The sequence below is a fragment of the Streptomyces sp. NPDC002306 genome (assembly GCF_053593435.1).
In genome coordinates, this window is sequence record NZ_JBSFCK010000001.1 from 504,716 (window position 1) to 519,305 (window position 14,590).

13 protein-coding genes are annotated in these 14,590 nt (G+C 74.2%); 11 read left to right on the forward strand and 2 right to left on the reverse strand.

Translation table 11 applies throughout. The features are described from left to right. Positions 1-199: 199 nt before the first annotated feature. The gene (locus tag ACWCQK_RS02215; protein ID WP_451150902.1) at positions 200-2,380 is read right to left on the reverse strand and encodes an elongation factor G; all 2,181 of its coding nucleotides are present in this window, start codon (positions 2,378-2,380) and stop codon (positions 200-202) included. Positions 2,381-2,805: 425 nt separating this feature from the next. Then, entirely contained in the window at positions 2,806-3,531 is a 726-nt protein-coding gene (locus ACWCQK_RS02220; protein WP_451150904.1) for a nucleotidyltransferase domain-containing protein, read from the reverse strand. Positions 3,532-3,849: 318 nt separating this feature from the next. Between ACWCQK_RS02220 and ACWCQK_RS02225 the strand changes: the two genes are divergently transcribed. From ACWCQK_RS02225 to ACWCQK_RS02275, 11 genes are all read left to right on the forward strand, one after another. Further along, complete coding sequence (locus ACWCQK_RS02225; RefSeq protein ID WP_451150906.1) at positions 3,850-4,155, forward strand: hypothetical protein; 306 nt, start codon at positions 3,850-3,852, stop codon at positions 4,153-4,155. Between the two features lie 141 nt (positions 4,156-4,296). After that, positions 4,297-5,124, forward strand: a complete 828-nt coding sequence (locus ACWCQK_RS02230; protein WP_451150908.1) for a hypothetical protein — start codon at positions 4,297-4,299, stop codon at positions 5,122-5,124. A 40-nt stretch (positions 5,125-5,164) separates the two neighbouring features. Further along, positions 5,165-6,319, forward strand: coding sequence for an NAD(P)/FAD-dependent oxidoreductase (locus ACWCQK_RS02235; protein ID WP_451150910.1), 1,155 nt, complete (start codon positions 5,165-5,167; stop codon positions 6,317-6,319). Next, complete coding sequence (locus ACWCQK_RS02240) at positions 6,316-6,612, forward strand: (2Fe-2S)-binding protein (RefSeq protein ID WP_451150912.1); 297 nt, start codon at positions 6,316-6,318, stop codon at positions 6,610-6,612. The genes ACWCQK_RS02235 and ACWCQK_RS02240 overlap by 4 nt, the downstream gene beginning before the upstream one ends. Then, positions 6,605-8,023: an FAD/NAD(P)-dependent oxidoreductase gene (locus ACWCQK_RS02245; protein ID WP_451150914.1), complete on the forward strand. Its 1,419-nt coding sequence runs from the start codon at positions 6,605-6,607 to the stop codon at positions 8,021-8,023. The genes ACWCQK_RS02240 and ACWCQK_RS02245 overlap by 8 nt, the downstream gene beginning before the upstream one ends. Positions 8,024-8,071: 48 nt before the next feature. Further along, positions 8,072-8,968 carry a dihydrodipicolinate synthase family protein gene (locus ACWCQK_RS02250; protein ID WP_451150916.1) on the forward strand — a complete coding sequence of 299 codons (897 nt, stop codon included), beginning with the start codon at positions 8,072-8,074 and terminating at the stop codon, positions 8,966-8,968. 74 nt (positions 8,969-9,042) lie between these two features. Next, entirely contained in the window at positions 9,043-10,044 is a 1,002-nt protein-coding gene (locus ACWCQK_RS02255) for a proline racemase family protein (RefSeq protein ID WP_451150918.1), read from the forward strand. Between the two features lie 57 nt (positions 10,045-10,101). Next, positions 10,102-10,779 (forward strand): GntR family transcriptional regulator, encoded by a 678-nt coding sequence (locus ACWCQK_RS02260; RefSeq protein ID WP_451150920.1) that lies wholly within the window; start codon positions 10,102-10,104, stop codon positions 10,777-10,779. A gap of 315 nt (positions 10,780-11,094) precedes the next feature. Beyond that, on the forward strand, positions 11,095-12,306 hold the full coding sequence (locus tag ACWCQK_RS02265) for a hypothetical protein (RefSeq protein WP_451150922.1): 1,212 nt from the start codon (positions 11,095-11,097) through the stop codon (positions 12,304-12,306). Positions 12,307-12,449: 143 nt separating this feature from the next. After that, positions 12,450-13,421: a hypothetical protein gene (locus tag ACWCQK_RS02270; protein ID WP_451150924.1), complete on the forward strand. Its 972-nt coding sequence runs from the start codon at positions 12,450-12,452 to the stop codon at positions 13,419-13,421. Then, positions 13,418-14,530, forward strand: a complete 1,113-nt coding sequence (locus tag ACWCQK_RS02275) for an AAA family ATPase (RefSeq protein ID WP_451150926.1) — start codon at positions 13,418-13,420, stop codon at positions 14,528-14,530. The genes ACWCQK_RS02270 and ACWCQK_RS02275 overlap by 4 nt, the downstream gene beginning before the upstream one ends. Positions 14,531-14,590 lie beyond the last annotated feature (60 nt).

Sequence of the window (14,590 nt, forward strand, 5' to 3'; positions counted from 1 at the left end):
GCGCGAACGGGGGCCAGGACGGGTGCGCGTCCCCGCCGGACGGGCTGTGACCTGCGGCGGAGGTGACGCGGCGGCGCTGTACAACGGTTGGGTTTCGACGCGGTGTTGGACGGCTCGACAGGGGGTGTCGGAGCGGCCGGGGCGCGACCGGTCCGCACCACGAGCCTGGACAGCTCGTGGTGCGGACCGGCGGGCGCCGCTACCGGGAACCGCCGGCCGCCGCCGCGTTCGGCGCGGTCACCGGCGCCGGCGCGTAGCCGGTGGGCCGGGCCGTGAACGTGCCGCGGCCCTGGGTCCGGCTGCGCAGACGCGTCGCGTAGCCGAACAGCTCGGCCAGGGGCACGGTCGCGGTGACGACCGCCGAACCACCCCGCATGACGGAGCCCGTGACCCGGCCGCGCCGTGCGGCCAGATCACCGAGCACCCCGCCGACCGCGTCCTCGGGCACGGTGACGGTGACCTCGACGACCGGTTCCAGGAGGACCATCGCGCAGGCGCGCAGGGCCTCCCGCAGGCCGAGCCGGCCGGCGGTACGGAACGCCGTGTCGGAGGAGTCCTTCACATGCGTCGCCCCGTCGGTCAGCGTGACCCGCAGCCCGGTCACCGGATGCCCGCCGAGCGGACCGTCGGCGAGGGCGTCCCGGCACCCGGCCTCGACCGCGCGGACGTACTCCTGCGGGACCCGTCCGCCGACCACGGCCGAGCGGAACTCGAATCCCGGGCCGCCGTGCCCGGCCCGCACCTGCTGCCCATCCTGTCCTCCGTCGTGTCCCTCGTGTCCGTCGTGTCCGTCCGACCCGACCGGCGGGCCCGCCGGTCGCAGTGGTTCCACGTCGAGGACGACGTGCGCGAACTGGCCTGCCCCTCCGTCCTGTTTGACGTGCCGGAAGACGAACCCGGAGACGCCGCCCGCGACCGTCTCCCGGTGGGCCACCCTCGGGCGGCCCACGTTGACGTCCAGGCCGTGCGCGCGCCGGAGCTTCTCCACCGCCACCTCCAGGTGCAGTTCACCCATGCCCGACAGGACCGTCTGGCCCGTCTCCGGGTCAGTGCGGACGACCAGCGAGGGGTCCTCCTCGGCCAGCCGCGCGAGCGCGGTGACCAGCCGATCGCTGTCGGTGCCCCGGCGGGCCTCGACCGCCACGGAGACGACCGGGTCGGCGACACCGGGCGGTTCGAGCACGAGGGGTGCCTCGGGAGCGCACAGGGTGGAGCCCGCGCGGACCGACTTCAGGCCGACGACGGCCACGATGTCCCCGGCCACCGCCCGCTCCAGCTGGGTCCGGCGGTCCGCCTGCACCCGCAGGATGCGGCCGACGCGTTCGGTGCGCCGTGCGCCCGCGTCCATCACCGCGTCTCCCTTCTCGATCGTTCCCGAGTACACCCGCAGGTACGTCAGCCGTCCCGTCGCCGTGGCGTTCACCTTGAACACCAGGGCCGCGAGCGGCGCCGCCGGGTCGGCGGACCGCTCCTGCCGCACGCCGTCGTGGGTACCGCTCACCGCGGGTACGTCCAACGGCGAGGGCAGGTAGGACACGACGGCGTCGAGCAGCGGCTCGATCCCCCGGTTGCGATAGGCCGAGCCGCACAGCACGACCACGCCGTCGCCGCTGTGCGTCAGGTCGCGCAGGGCGGCGGCCAGCGTGCGCGCGGACACCGTCGACCGCGCGCAGAACTCGTCCAACGCGTCCGCGTGCAGTTCGGCCACGGCCTCCTCCAGCATCCGGCGCCGCCGGTGCGCCTCCTCACGCAGTTCGGCCGGCACCGGACCCTCCTCGGCCGCGTCGGCGTCGTCGGCCCAGACCAGCGCACGCATGCGCAGCAGGTCCACCACGCCGGTGAAGCCGTCCTCCGCGCCGATCGGCAGCTGGACCACCAGCGGAGCCGGGTGCAGTCGCCGCCGGATCGAGGCGACGGCCGTGTCCAGGTCGGCGCCCGCCCGGTCGAGTTTGTTGACGAAGGCGATCCTCGGCACGGCGTGCCGGTCGGCCTGCCGCCACACGGACTCGCTCTGCGGTTCCACTCCCGCGACGGCGTCGAACACCGCCACGGCGCCGTCGAGCACGCGCAGCGAGCGTTCCACCTCGTCGGCGAAGTCCACGTGTCCGGGGGTGTCGATCAGGTTGATCCGGTGACCGTCCCAGGCACACGTGACGGCCGCGGCGGAGATGGTGATGCCGCGGTCGCGCTCCTGCGGGTCGAAGTCGGTGACGGTCGTGCCGTCGTGGACCTCGCCCCGCTTGTGCGTGCTGCCGGTCGCGAACAGGATCCGCTCGGTGACGGTGGTCTTGCCGGCGTCGACGTGGGCGAGGATGCCCAGGTTGCGGACGGCGGCGAGCGCGTCGGGGCTGGTGAGGTGACGGTTGAGGTCGGTACGCACGGCCCATGGCCTTTCGAGGTGACGGAGAGAGGGCGGCGCGATCACCGGACGAGGGCGGCGGGGTGGCCCACCGGCGTGCCGCTCGGCGCACGCACCCGCTGACAGCCGATCAGCCGGGCGGCGGATCGGTGCGGTCAGCGGGCCGGTGCGGTCGGCACGTCGGTGTGGGCCACGGCCCGAGAGTTTCGAGAGGTCGGAAGCCGACTCGTCACGGCATCCGGTGCCGGCCGCGCAGCGGGCACCGGGCGGCCGAAGACACGAGGATCACCTCGTACCGGGAACGGGGAACGACGACAGCGGTGCGGTCACACACGGCCGGGCTCCCCTCACTCGTCACGACGACGCGCCACCGTACCGTCGGGGCGCGTGATGTGTGACGAGTGTAGGGAGCGCGAGGACGTCCGGTCACTCGAATTAACGGCGCCTCACGCGCACTTGTCGGCCACCTCGGCCGGGGCGGCCTTTCCGGCCGGGTAGAAGTGCGCCCGCACCCGTCGCAGCCACGCGTCGGCCGCCGCCTCGTCCGGCTGCTCCGGGAGCACGCTGGGGGTCTCCTCGAAGGCCTCCTCGAACCGGCGCAGCAGCGGCAGGGCCGCATCCGGGTCGCCCGCCACCTGTTCGCCGAAGCGGTGATAGCTCTCGGGGTCCTCGACCCGGATGCTCAACCGGCCCGTCGTGTAGAGCTCGTAGCCCTGTCCGCACAGGCGTTTGAGGTGACGGGCGTGCTTGGCGGTCCGCCGACGGGTGTCGGAGGAGAACGACCCGTCGCCGCGGCCGCGCAACTTCCTGAACTGCTGTGTGGCGTAACCGAGGTAGGCGTCGCGAACCCGTCGGGCGCTCAGGAACGACGCCCTGATGTCGATGAGTTCGTCACCGAGCGGGGTACGGACCTCGTACAACTCATCAGGCAGCCAGACGAGTTCCATCACGGTCGGATTGCCGCCCAGGGCCAGTCGGCACCACTTGGCGGCCTCGTGCAGCGTACGGTCCGGTGCCGTGCTGACGTGGGACTCCTTCGGCCCGCGCAGGCCGTGCAGCTCCTCGGTGGGAGCCGCGAACATGCCGAGCCGGTCCACGTCGGAACCCTCGTGGGCGAGTCCGTACGCGGTCGAGCCGACGACGCCGGACAGCAGGATGTTCGGCACGGTCACAGGAGCCCCCGATGGTGGTCGTCGCGCCGGCGCGGGCCGTCGCGTACGGCCGCGGGCGCCGTCCCGTGTCCCGCCCGGCGGTCGGGCGGCGGGACAGCCATGATGCCCTGCCACGACCGCCGCCACCTCGGATTTTCCGCCCAGTCAGGCCGGCGGCCGGGGCGGCCGCGCTTTCCCGCCCTCGTCGGTGTCGGGCGGGGTGTGAGCGGCGCGTCCCACCCGGGAGGGCGTCCAGGTTGCGGGGGCCCGCGTCCGAGTTGCGGGGACTCCGCGCGCGGGGTGCGCTGGAGGTGCTGCGACGGCGAGAGGACCGTACCGATGGCGATGCCGATGTCCACGTCCGGCGCGGAGCACGGACCGGTGTCCGAGACGTTCGCGTTCGTCTGCGGCGACTGCGGGCACGTCTGGGAGGCCGTGTTCCGCGTCATGTTCTTCACCGACCCGACCGACGCCGCGGGGTTGACCACCCAGGAGTACGTCGACGAGGACGGCAGGGCGGTCAGAACCCCGCTGTCGGAGGCGGTCTGCCCCGACTGCGGCGGGCGCCACGTGCGAGTGACCTCACCGGGAGGTCCCGGCGCGGGGCACGGCACGGGGCACGGCACGGGGCACGGCACGGGCTGAGGCGGGCGGGCCGAGGGCCGCGGGTCCGAACGCGTTCACCCTTTCGGCGCCGTGCGCTGGTCGGCCACCGGAGCCGGTGGTGCCGTGGGAGGAGCACCCGGCAGCCCGCGGGAACGTCCACGTCCTCAGGAGGCATCCGCGATGACCCCTCGTCCCTCCCGGCGCGCCCGCGCCCTCGCCTCGGCCCTGGCGGTCGGCACGCTGCTGACCACGGCCGCCTGCTCGGACGACGACGCCGGTGACTCGGGCGGCTCGGACGCCACCGCCTCCGCGACCGCGACCGGGCCCACCGGCGCGGCAGACTCCCCCAGCCCGTCCGCGGCCCTCACCCAGGCCCAGGCGCGGACCGCGCTGATCACGGAGGCCGACCTGGAGGACGCCTGGACCCAGGCGAAGGACGCCGACACCTGGAAGGACTCGCTGCTCGTCGGCAAGGTCGACGCCGCCCAGTTCCTCACCGGCAAGACGGACGTCGCCGACTGCCAGCGTCTGCTCGACGGGCTCTACGGCAAGGATCTCCTGGGCAAGCCCTCCGGCGCGTCGGCGGTCGTGGGATTCACCGAGGGTGACTCCCGGCTTCTCCAGCAGGTCGCCACCTACGACAAGGGCGACCTCGACAAGTCGATGACCTGGCTGAAGAACCTGCCCGACACCTGCGACCAGTTCACCGCGACCGGCTCCGGCGGCGACCGGACCGTACAGGTCGTGGCGACGGCCCTGCCGAAGGCGGCGGGCTCCGCGCAGGCGTTGACCGTGACGGTGCGGGGCAGCGCGGACGGTGCGCCCGTCACCCTCACCCTGGACGTCGCCGCCTCGCAGGTCGGCGCGGACGCCGTGACGGTCACCAACGGCGGTCCGGACGGCGCCGATCACGACAGCACAGCGGACGCGGTTCTGTTCGGCACCCAGCACCTGAAGGACGTACTCGCCGGCAAGTCGCCCGCGCCCGCGCCCAGTCAGTTCGAGTGAGACCGTTCCCGCGCATAGTGGCGTGTGACATAGTACTGGCGTGGGCAACCGACTGACCTGCGACGTCGTTGTGGTCGGAGCGGGCATGGTGGGGGCCGCCTGCGCCCTGTACGCGTCCCGGGCGGGTCTCGACGTCGCCCTGGTGGACCGCGGACCGGTGGCGGGCGGCACGACCGGCGCGGGCGAGGGCAATCTCCTCGTCTCCGACAAGGAACCCGGACCGGAACTCGAACTCGCCCTGCTGTCCGCCCGGTTGTGGACCGAGCTGGCAGACACGCTCGGACCGGACATCGAGTACGAGCCCAAGGGCGGCCTCGTCGTCGCCTCCGAACCCGGCGCCCTGGCGACCCTGGAGAAGTTCGCGACCGGGCAACGGGACGCCGGAGTCGACGCGTTGAGTGTCGATGCCGAGCGACTTCACACCCTCGAACCGCACTTGGCGCCGGGCCTCGCGGGCGGCGTCCTCTATCCGCAGGACGCCCAGGTCATGCCGGCCTTGGCCGCCGCCCACCTGATACGGGCCTCGGGCGCCCGCCTGGAGACCGGGCGGACCGTGACCGGGGTGCTGCGCGGTCCCGGCGCGACGGTGCGCGGGGTGCGCACCGACCGGGGCGAGATCCATGCCCCGGCCGTGGTGAACGCCGCGGGCGCCTGGGGCGGCGAGGTGGCCGCGCTCGCGGGCGTCGGTCTGCCCGTCCTCCCCCGCCGCGGCCATGTCCTGGTCACCGAGCCGCTGCCCCGCATGGTGCGCCATAAGGTGTACGCCGCCGACTACGTGGCCGACGTGGCCAGCGACTCCGCCGCCCTGAAGACCTCGCCGGTCGTCGAGGGCACGGCGGCCGGCCCCGTGCTGATCGGCGCGAGCCGCGAGCGCGTCGGCTTCGACCGCTCCCTCTCCCTCCCGGCCGTACGGGCCCTGGCCGCGGGCGCGACCCTGCTGTTCCCGTTCCTCGAACGGGTCCGGGTGATCCGCGCCTACCTGGGCTTCCGCCCCTATCTGCCGGACCACCTGCCCGCCATCGGCGCCGATCCCCGGGCGCCGGGCCTGTTCCACGCCTGTGGGCACGAGGGCGCGGGCATCGGGCTCGCGACCGGTACCGGCCGGCTGCTCGCCCAGGTGCTCACCGGCGGCGAACCGGATCTCGACCTCACCGCGTTCCGTCCCGACCGCTTCCCCGAGGGGGCCGCTTCGTGAAGCCCGTCAAGCACCGGGCCCGGCCCGGGCCACCGTTCACCCTCACGTTCGACGGCCGGGAGATCGAGGCGCTGCCCGGCCGGACGGTGGCCGCGGCGCTCTGGGCTGCGGGCGTCGTCTCCTGGCGCGGCACCCGGGGCACGGGCCGTCCGCGAGGCGTCTTCTGCGGGATCGGCGTCTGCTTCGACTGTCTGGTCACCGTCGACGGACGCCCTAACCTGCGGGCCTGTCTCGTTCCGGCCGAGCCCGGCGCGGACGTCCGTACGCAGGAGGGGACGGGGCACGATGGCTGAGCGTCCGGCGCCGAACCTCGCGGTGGTGGGCGCGGGTCCCGCCGGGCTCGCCGCGGCGCTCGCGGCCGCCGCGGGAGGCGTGCGCGTGATCCTCGTCGACGCCGCAGGGACGCCCGGCGGGCAGTTCCACCGGCAGCCGGCTCCCGCTCTCGCCGCCCGGCGCCCCCGAGCGTCGCCCCGTCGAGGGCGCTCGTGGCGGCGGCTGCGCGCGGAGTTCGACGCGTATGTCGCCGACGGCCGGATCACCTACCTGGCGGACCATCATGTGTGGCACGTCGAGAGGCGGTCGACCGCTCATCTCGTGCACACGCTGGCCGGCCCGGTGCGGGAGGAGCCCGTCACCGTGCGCGCCGACGCCGTCCTGCTGGCCACCGGCGGCTACGAGAAGGTGCTGCCGTTCCCCGGCTGGACGCTGCCGGGCGTGGTGACCGCGGGCGGCGCGCAGGCCATGCTCAAGGGCGGCCTGGTGCTGCCGGGACGCACCGTCGTCGTGGCCGGCAGCGGACCGCTGCTGCTGCCGGTGGCCACGGGCCTGGCCGCGGCGGGCTCGCGGGTCGCGGCGCTGGTGGAGTCGGCCCGCCCGCGCGACTTCGCCCGCCGCGCCCGGCGACTGGGCGCCGAGCCGGCCAAGTCGGCCGAGGGCGCCCGTTACGCGGCCGGGCTGCTGCGCCGTCGTGTCCCCGTTCTCACCGGCCACGCGGTGGTCGAGGCGCACGGCACCGAACGGGTGGCGGCGGTCACGGTGGCGGCCCTGGACGCCGGGGGCCGGGCACGGCCGGGCACCCTGCGGCGCGTCGCCTGCGACGCCCTGGCCGTCGGGCACGGCCTGCTGCCGCACACCGACCTCGCGGAGGCACTCGGCTGCCGGCTCGAAGGGGCGGGCGTGTACGTCGACGACGAGCAGCGCACCGACGTGCCCGGGGTGTGGGCGGCCGGGGAGAGCACCGGGATCGGCGGCGCGGCCCTCGCGCTCGCCGAGGGGCACATCGCCGGCCGCTCCGCCGCCGCACGGCTGCGCGGCCGGGAACCCGACCCGCGCGACTGGGCCGCGGCGGGGCGGGCCCGTACCCGGCTGCGGACGTTCTTCGCGGCTCTCGAAGAGGCCTACGGGCCGCCCGGGTGGCGGCCGGACCAGGTCGCCGACGACACGGTGGTGTGCCGCTGCGAGGAGGTCACCGCCGGGACCGTCCGGGCCGCGGCCGACCGGCTCGGAGCGGGCGACCTGCGCACCGTGAAACTGCTGACCCGGGCCGGCATGGGCTGGTGCCAGGGCCGGATGTGCGAACCCGGCGTCGCCGCCGTCACGGGTTGCGAACTCAGCTCGGGCCGCCGTCTGTTGGCCCGCCCGGTACCGCTGGGCGCCCTGGCCCGGGAGCCGGGCGACCACCCGGCCGGGCCGGACCGTCAGTGAAGTGAACCGTCCGTGCCACGTCTCACACCCCCTGGGAGGGAACCGTTCATGACCGCCTTGCGGCACCGCCCCTGGCGCGGCGTGCTCGTCGCCACCGCGCTCCCCTTGAACACCGATCTGTCCGTCGACCACGGCCGGTTCGCCGAGCACTGCGCCTGGCTGGTCGACAACGGCTGCGACGGAGTCGTACCGAACGGCTCGCTCGGCGAGTACCAGGTCCTCACACCCGAGGAACGCGCCAAGGTCGTCGAGACCGCCGTGGCCGCCATCGGCGGACAGCGCGTCATGCCCGGTGTCGCCGCCTACGGCTCGGCGGAGGCCCGGCGCTGGGCCGAGCAGGCGCGTGACGCCGGGTGCGCCGCCGTGATGCTGCTGCCGCCCAACTCCTACCGCGCCGACGAGCGTTCGGTCCTGGCGCACTACGCCGAGGTCGCCGAGGCCGGTCTGCCGCTGGTGGCGTACAACAACCCGGTCGACACCAAGGTCGACCTCGTGCCCGAACTGCTCGCCCGGCTGCACGACGAGGGCTGCATCCACGCGGTGAAGGAGTTCTCGGGAGATGTCCGCCGCGCCTACCGCATCGCCGAACTCGCCCCGGAACTGGACTTGTTGGTCGGTGCCGACGACGTCCTGCTGGAACTCGCGCTGGCGGGCGCCAAGGGCTGGGTCGCCGGCTACCCGAACGCGCTGCCCACGGCGACGGTCGAGCTGTACCACGCCGCCGTGACCGGCGACCTGGACACGGCACGGGTGCTGTACCGCCAGCTGCACCCGCTGCTCCGCTGGGACTCGCGCACCGAGTTCGTACAGGCGATCAAGCTGTCCATGGACATCGTCGGCCGCCACGGCGGCCCGTGCCGGCCGCCACGCCTGCCCCTGCTGCCCGAGCAGGAGGCGGCCGTGCGGGCGGCGACCGAGAAGGCCCTCGCGTCGGGTCTGACGTAGCCGCTCGGACGACCTCCCCGCCCCTTCCCGCCCGCGCCGTCCCCGCCCCCGTCCCCGCCCAGAAGGACCCGTCCATGCGCAGCACACTCGTCCTGCACGCCGTCGACTCGCACACCGAGGGCATGCCCACCCGCGTGATCACCGGCGGGATCGGCACCGTCCCCGGTGCGACGATGAACGAGCGGCGGCTGTACTTCCGTGAACACCGCGACGACATCAAGCGGTTGCTCATGAACGAGCCGCGCGGGCACGCCGCGATGAGCGGCGCGATCCTCCAGCCGCCCACCCGGCCGGACTGCGACTGGGGTGTCGTGTACATCGAGGTCTCCGGCTATCTGCCGATGTGCGGGCACGGGACGATCGGGGTGGCGACGGTGCTGGTGGAGACGGGGATGGTGGAGGTGGTCGAGCCCGTCACCACCATCCGCCTGGACACTCCGGCCGGCCCGGTGGTCGCCGAGGTCGCGGTGGAGGGCGGCGCGGCGAAGAGCGTCACGCTGAGGAACGTCCCGTCCTTCGCCGTGGCGCTCGACCGCGAGGCGACACTGCCGGACGGGCGGAGGGTGACGTACGACCTCGCGTACGGCGGCAACTTCTACGCGATCCTGCCGCTGGACGCCTTCGGGCTGCCGTTCGACCGCGCCCGCAAGGACGACATCCTGGCCGCCGGTCTGTCGCTGATGGAGGCGATCAACGCCGACGGCGAGCCGGTGCACCCCGAGGATCCGTCGATCCGCGGCTGTCACCACGTCCATCTCCACGCGCCCGGCGCCACGGCCCGCGCTTCCCGGCACGCCATGGTGATCCACCCGGGCTGGTTCGACCGGTCTCCGTGCGGTACCGGAACCAGTGCGCGCATGGCGCAACTCCATGCGCGGGGCGAACTGCCCCTGCACACGGAGTTCGTGAACGAGTCGTTCATCGGCACCCGGTTCACGGGCCGGCTGCTGGGCACCACGGAGGTGGCGGGGATCCCCGCGGTGCTGCCGAGCTTCACCGGGCGGGCCTGGGTCACCGGCACCGCGCAGTACCTGCTGGACCCGGAGGACCCCTTCCCGGCGGGGTTCGTGCTGTAGGCGGCGTCGATAATGTCCGGTGACCGATCCGGTGACCGACGAAAAGGGCGCCCCGCCATGGCTGCGCAGCACACCCCGGCCCTGCCCGTACTGGGCGGCAGGAAGCCCAGCTACCGGGAGCGGGTCGCCGAGGCGCTGCGCGCCGCGCTGATCACGGGTGAACTGCGTCCGGGCGAGGTGTACTCGGCGCCCGGCCTCGCCGCCCGGTTCGGGGTGTCGGCGACCCCGGTGCGCGAGGCGATGCTCGACCTCGCGAAGGAGGGCCTGGTCGACACCGTCCCCAACAAGGGGTTCCGGGTGACCGAGGTGTCCGAGCGTCAGCTCGACGAGTACACCCACGTCCGCGCGCTGATCGAGATCCCCACGGTCGTGCGGCTGGCCCGGACGGCCGACCCGGTGTCCCTGGAGGCGTTGCGGCCGGTCGCCCGCGAGATCGTCACGGCCGCCGCGGCCGGTGACCTCATCTCCTACGTCGACGCCGACACCCGCTTCCACCTGGGCCTGCTCGCCCTGGCCGGCAACGCGCACCTGGTGGAGGTCGTCCGCGACCTGCGCGGCCGTTCACGCCTGTACGGACTGACCGCCCTGGCCGCGGCGGGCCGTCTGACGGCCTCCGCCGAGGAGCACCTGGAGCTGCTGGACGCGCTGCTGTCCCGTGACGAGGACGCGGTACGCGAGGTGATGAGCCGTCATCTGGGGCATGTACGCGGCCTGTGGGCGGCGGCTCGCCGGTGACCCTGAACCCACAGGGGTGGAATTCGACCGGATACGGCCGCTTCCCGTCCTGCCGTGTTCGCTGAAGCCCCCTGAAGGGCATCGTGCATACAAGGCGGTGCGGCGACGGTGCCGTCCCGCGCGACCACGCGGGCCGGGGAAGTCGTCAACTGCCGTGGACGAGGCCGGTGTCGTGCTTCCGGCGCGGTGTCGGGGACCCCTACCATTCACCTGCCCCACGGCGATGGACGCGCGGCGGCCACCGGTGCCGTGCGGGCGGCGCGCCCTCGGCTGTGCCGGACACCGTGCGGGCCCGGAGCGGAGGGGGGACGAGCCATGGCGACGACGGGGCGTGCCCGTTTCGGGTGGTTGCCGGAGTCGGTTCCCGCCATCGTGCTGGGCGCGGCGGGCACGCTGGTCGTCGGGGTGGTGTGCGGGCTGGTGGTGGACACCTCGGCCCTGGTGGACTCGGGCGGCTATCTGTTCGGCGCGGGGCTGCTGCTCGCCGTCGGCCTGTACGGGAGTACGTACGGGATCGATCTCAGGGAACTGCGGGCCGATCTGACCGGTGTGCTGGCGGCCGTGACGGTGGGTGTGCTGCTGAAGGCCGCGCTGATCGCGGGGGTGATGCTGCTGGTCCTGCGCCGGCCCGAGGCGCTGGTGCTCGGTGTCGCGGTGGCCCAGATCGACCCGCTGTCCGTCGCCGCGCTCGGCCGCGACGGGCGGATGTCGCCGCGTGCGCGGTCGTTGCTGACGGCGTGGGCGTCGTTCGACGATCCGATGACGGTGCTGCTGACGCTGTACCTCGCGGGGTACGCGTACACGGCCGCCGGGCACTCGGGCGCGCCCGAGATCGCGGGCGGCGGCGGGGGCGGCTACGCGGTGGGGCTGGGGCTCAACGCCGCGCTGCTGGCCGGGGTGCTGCTGGTGTGGTGGGCGGGGCGCCGGACGGTCACCCTGCTGCCGGACGCCGGGTCCGTCCGGCGGGCGAGGGGCGCCGGAGTGGTGCTGCTCGTGGTGACGATGGTGGTGCTGGCGGCGGCGCGGGAGTTGATGCTCGCGGTGGCGCTGGCGGGTCTGGTGGTGCGTTCGGCGGTGGTGGGCCGGGTGCTGGGGCGTGCGGTGGGGGGTGCGTTCCTCGCCGCGTTCCTGGCGCTCGGGCTGCTGCTCGCCCAGGGGGTGGCGTGGTGGCCGGGGCTCGTGCTGGGGACGGCGGCCTTCGGGGCGCAGGCGGTGGTGGCGCTCGGGGTGATGCCGTTGTTCGTACGGGGTCTGGGGCGCGGCGACCGGATCGCGCTGGGCCTGGCACAGCAGAACGGCATCACGGCCGTGCTGATCGCGCTGACCCTGGAGCGCGACTTTCCCGGTACGGCGGCCACGGTGGGCCCCGCCGTCATCACGGTGAACGTGCTGCACGCCCTCGCGCAGAAGCTGCTGCCCCGTCCGCCCGGTGTGCGCTCGCGCCGGGGCGGCGGGGAACTCCGCGAGGAGGAGGCGCGTCCCTCCCGGCACGAACGGCTGGTGGCGGACGAGCGGCCGGTCGCGTAGCCGTGGCGGACGGACGGCCGGGAGCCCGTACGGTTCCCGGCGTGTGCGCGGTGGTACGGAGTGGGTGGAGCCGACGGGACCGGCGAGGTCCCAGGGGGCGTACGAAGGCCGGAACGACGGGGCGGCCGGACGGGGAGCGGCGTATGGGACAGGGGACGGGACACGGCCGGCGGGGCGCACCGCCCGGTGGCCGTACACCCGGCGTCCGGCCGGCGGAGCGGGCCACCGCGCCGCCGCGCGGGTCACGGTCCCCTGTGCGCGGCGCTCACGGGCTCACGGCGGCCTGCGGGGCGGTGCTGCTGCTGGCGGCCGCCGCCGCGCCGGTGTCCGCCGCGCCGTCGGCGTCCGGGGAGCGGGACGTGCGGCTGGTGTACTGCCTGGCCCCCGCGCACCGTGCCGACCTGGTCACGGCCGCGGTCGCGCTGGAACTGCTGACGCCGGACGATACGGCGGGGCAGGACTCGGTGCGGCCCGTGGGCTCCGCGGGCCGCCTGACGCTCCAGCAGTGGGCCGGCCGCCGCGAGGAGGACTTCTCCCGGGCGTGTACGGCGCTGATGTCGGCCGCGGCCGACCCGCGGGTGGCGGCAGCGCAGGGCTCCGGCGGTGAGGACGGCTGGTTCGTGACGTTCCTGAAGGGGCTGCCCGTGCTGGCGGTGGGCGCGCTGCTCACCCTGGGCGGCCAGTTCTCCGAGCGGGTGTCGTCCGAGCGGCGGCAGTCGAGGCAGCGGCTGCGGACCGACGAGGCGGCGTTCCGGGGGGCGGCGCGGGCGTATCTGACCGCGTACGAGGGGGACGCGGAGGCGGATCACACGGCGGTGCGGTCGGCGCGGGAGACACTGGCCGGGACGCTGTTCCAGGTGTCGGGTCCGGAGGCGCGGCGGCGGGCCGCGGTACAGGCCGCCGAGGGGCTTCCGCTGGCGGAGCCGCTGCCCTCGGCGCGCGCGGGCACGGTGCTCGGCACGGACGGCCGCGCCGCCGAGTCACGGACGGCCGGGGACGCCGTGAACCGGGTGCTGCGCGCGGTGTCGGACCTCGACCGGGGTGTCGCGCACTGGGTCCGGCGGACGGTACGGGAGTGGCGGGTCGGCCGTGCCGGGTCGGGAGCGGCCATATGACCGGGCCGGTTCAGGACAACCCGTACGGCGTGAACGTGCCGGGCAGCAGGACGAGTCTGCCGTGGCTGCCGCCGTCGGTGCTGGACGACCATCCGCTGGTGCCGTGGGTGGAGGACAGCCACGCCGGTCAGTGGGTGGACGTCGATCACGCCTTGGACCAGGTGAAACAGTTCGAACAGTGCCTGAAACGACTGCCGGAGATGATCCTTCCGAAGGTGGACACGGGGCATCTGGTGGTGGTGACGGGACCCGTCGGCATGGGCAAGACGACCCTGATCCACCGGTGTGTGCATCTCACCCGTCAGCACCTGACGCGCTTCGAGGAGCACTTCGCACGGGTGACACAGCAGGCTCCGCCGTCGGCGCCGGGTCAGCCGGAGGTCATCCGGCCGCCGCACCCGTACGTGGCGTTGACCGGCGGGTACGACAATCGCGCGAACGGCATCAGCACGGACGCGCGGGGGCAGTTCGCCTCGACCCAGGACATCAACGCCGCTCTGCGCGACAAGATCGTCGACGAGTTGAGCGGGTACCTCCCCGAGAAGACCTTGCAGCGGGTGCGGGGCGAACAGGACGTCCACGAGGCGTTCAAGGCGCTCAGCAGGCTGCTCGCCCAGCAGGACGCGCTGTTGCTGGTCCTGGTGCCGCACATGGACTGGCGGGACGGCATGGGCTCCGTGCGCACGGACTTCCTGAGGTCGTGCCTGAAACATGCGCGGAGCCGGATCGTACTGTTCGTCGAGGTGTGTCACCAGGATCCCGACACGGCGCACGAGGTGGTCGAGGAGATCTGGCCGGACTCCGCGCTCACCCATCTCAAGCTCGGCAGCCTCACTTCGGAGGACACCGTGAAGTTCAGCCAGTCCGCTCGCGGCGACCATCCCGACCCCGACGCGCCGGTCGGCTCCGGGGCGTGGCTCACCTCCGACGTACGGCAGTTGCGCAAGCGGTACTTCAGCATCGCCGAGGAGCGGAGACGCACGGGCGGCGAGGTCGTCGTCACCGCGGCCGACCTCGGCGCCCCCGCCCTGGACATGTCGGCGATGGCCCGCAATCCGTCGGCCGGCGCCCCGGTGCCCAGACAGTCCGCTCCCCCGCCGGGCTCCTGACCCCGGCACCCGCGCCTCCGCGGTGCTTCGCGGCCCCCTCGCGAAGCCGGCGGAACCCGC

Bases quoted from the DNA above. Each gene is read 5' to 3' on its own strand.
- ACWCQK_RS02225 (WP_451150906.1), top strand. From the start codon at position 3,850: ATGGCGATGCCGATGTCCACGTCCGGCGCGGAGCACGGACCGGTGTCC.
- ACWCQK_RS02230 (WP_451150908.1), top strand. From the start codon at position 4,297: ATGACCCCTCGTCCCTCCCGGCGCGCCCGCGCCCTCGCCTCGGCCCTG.
- ACWCQK_RS02245 (WP_451150914.1), top strand. From the start codon at position 6,605: ATGGCTGAGCGTCCGGCGCCGAACCTCGCGGTGGTGGGCGCGGGTCCC.
- ACWCQK_RS02250 (WP_451150916.1), top strand. From the start codon at position 8,072: ATGACCGCCTTGCGGCACCGCCCCTGGCGCGGCGTGCTCGTCGCCACC.
- ACWCQK_RS02255 (WP_451150918.1), top strand. From the start codon at position 9,043: ATGCGCAGCACACTCGTCCTGCACGCCGTCGACTCGCACACCGAGGGC.
- ACWCQK_RS02260 (WP_451150920.1), top strand. From the start codon at position 10,102: ATGGCTGCGCAGCACACCCCGGCCCTGCCCGTACTGGGCGGCAGGAAG.
- ACWCQK_RS02265 (WP_451150922.1), top strand. From the start codon at position 11,095: ATGGCGACGACGGGGCGTGCCCGTTTCGGGTGGTTGCCGGAGTCGGTT.
- ACWCQK_RS02270 (WP_451150924.1), top strand. From the start codon at position 12,450: ATGGGACAGGGGACGGGACACGGCCGGCGGGGCGCACCGCCCGGTGGC.
- ACWCQK_RS02275 (WP_451150926.1), top strand. From the start codon at position 13,418: ATGACCGGGCCGGTTCAGGACAACCCGTACGGCGTGAACGTGCCGGGC.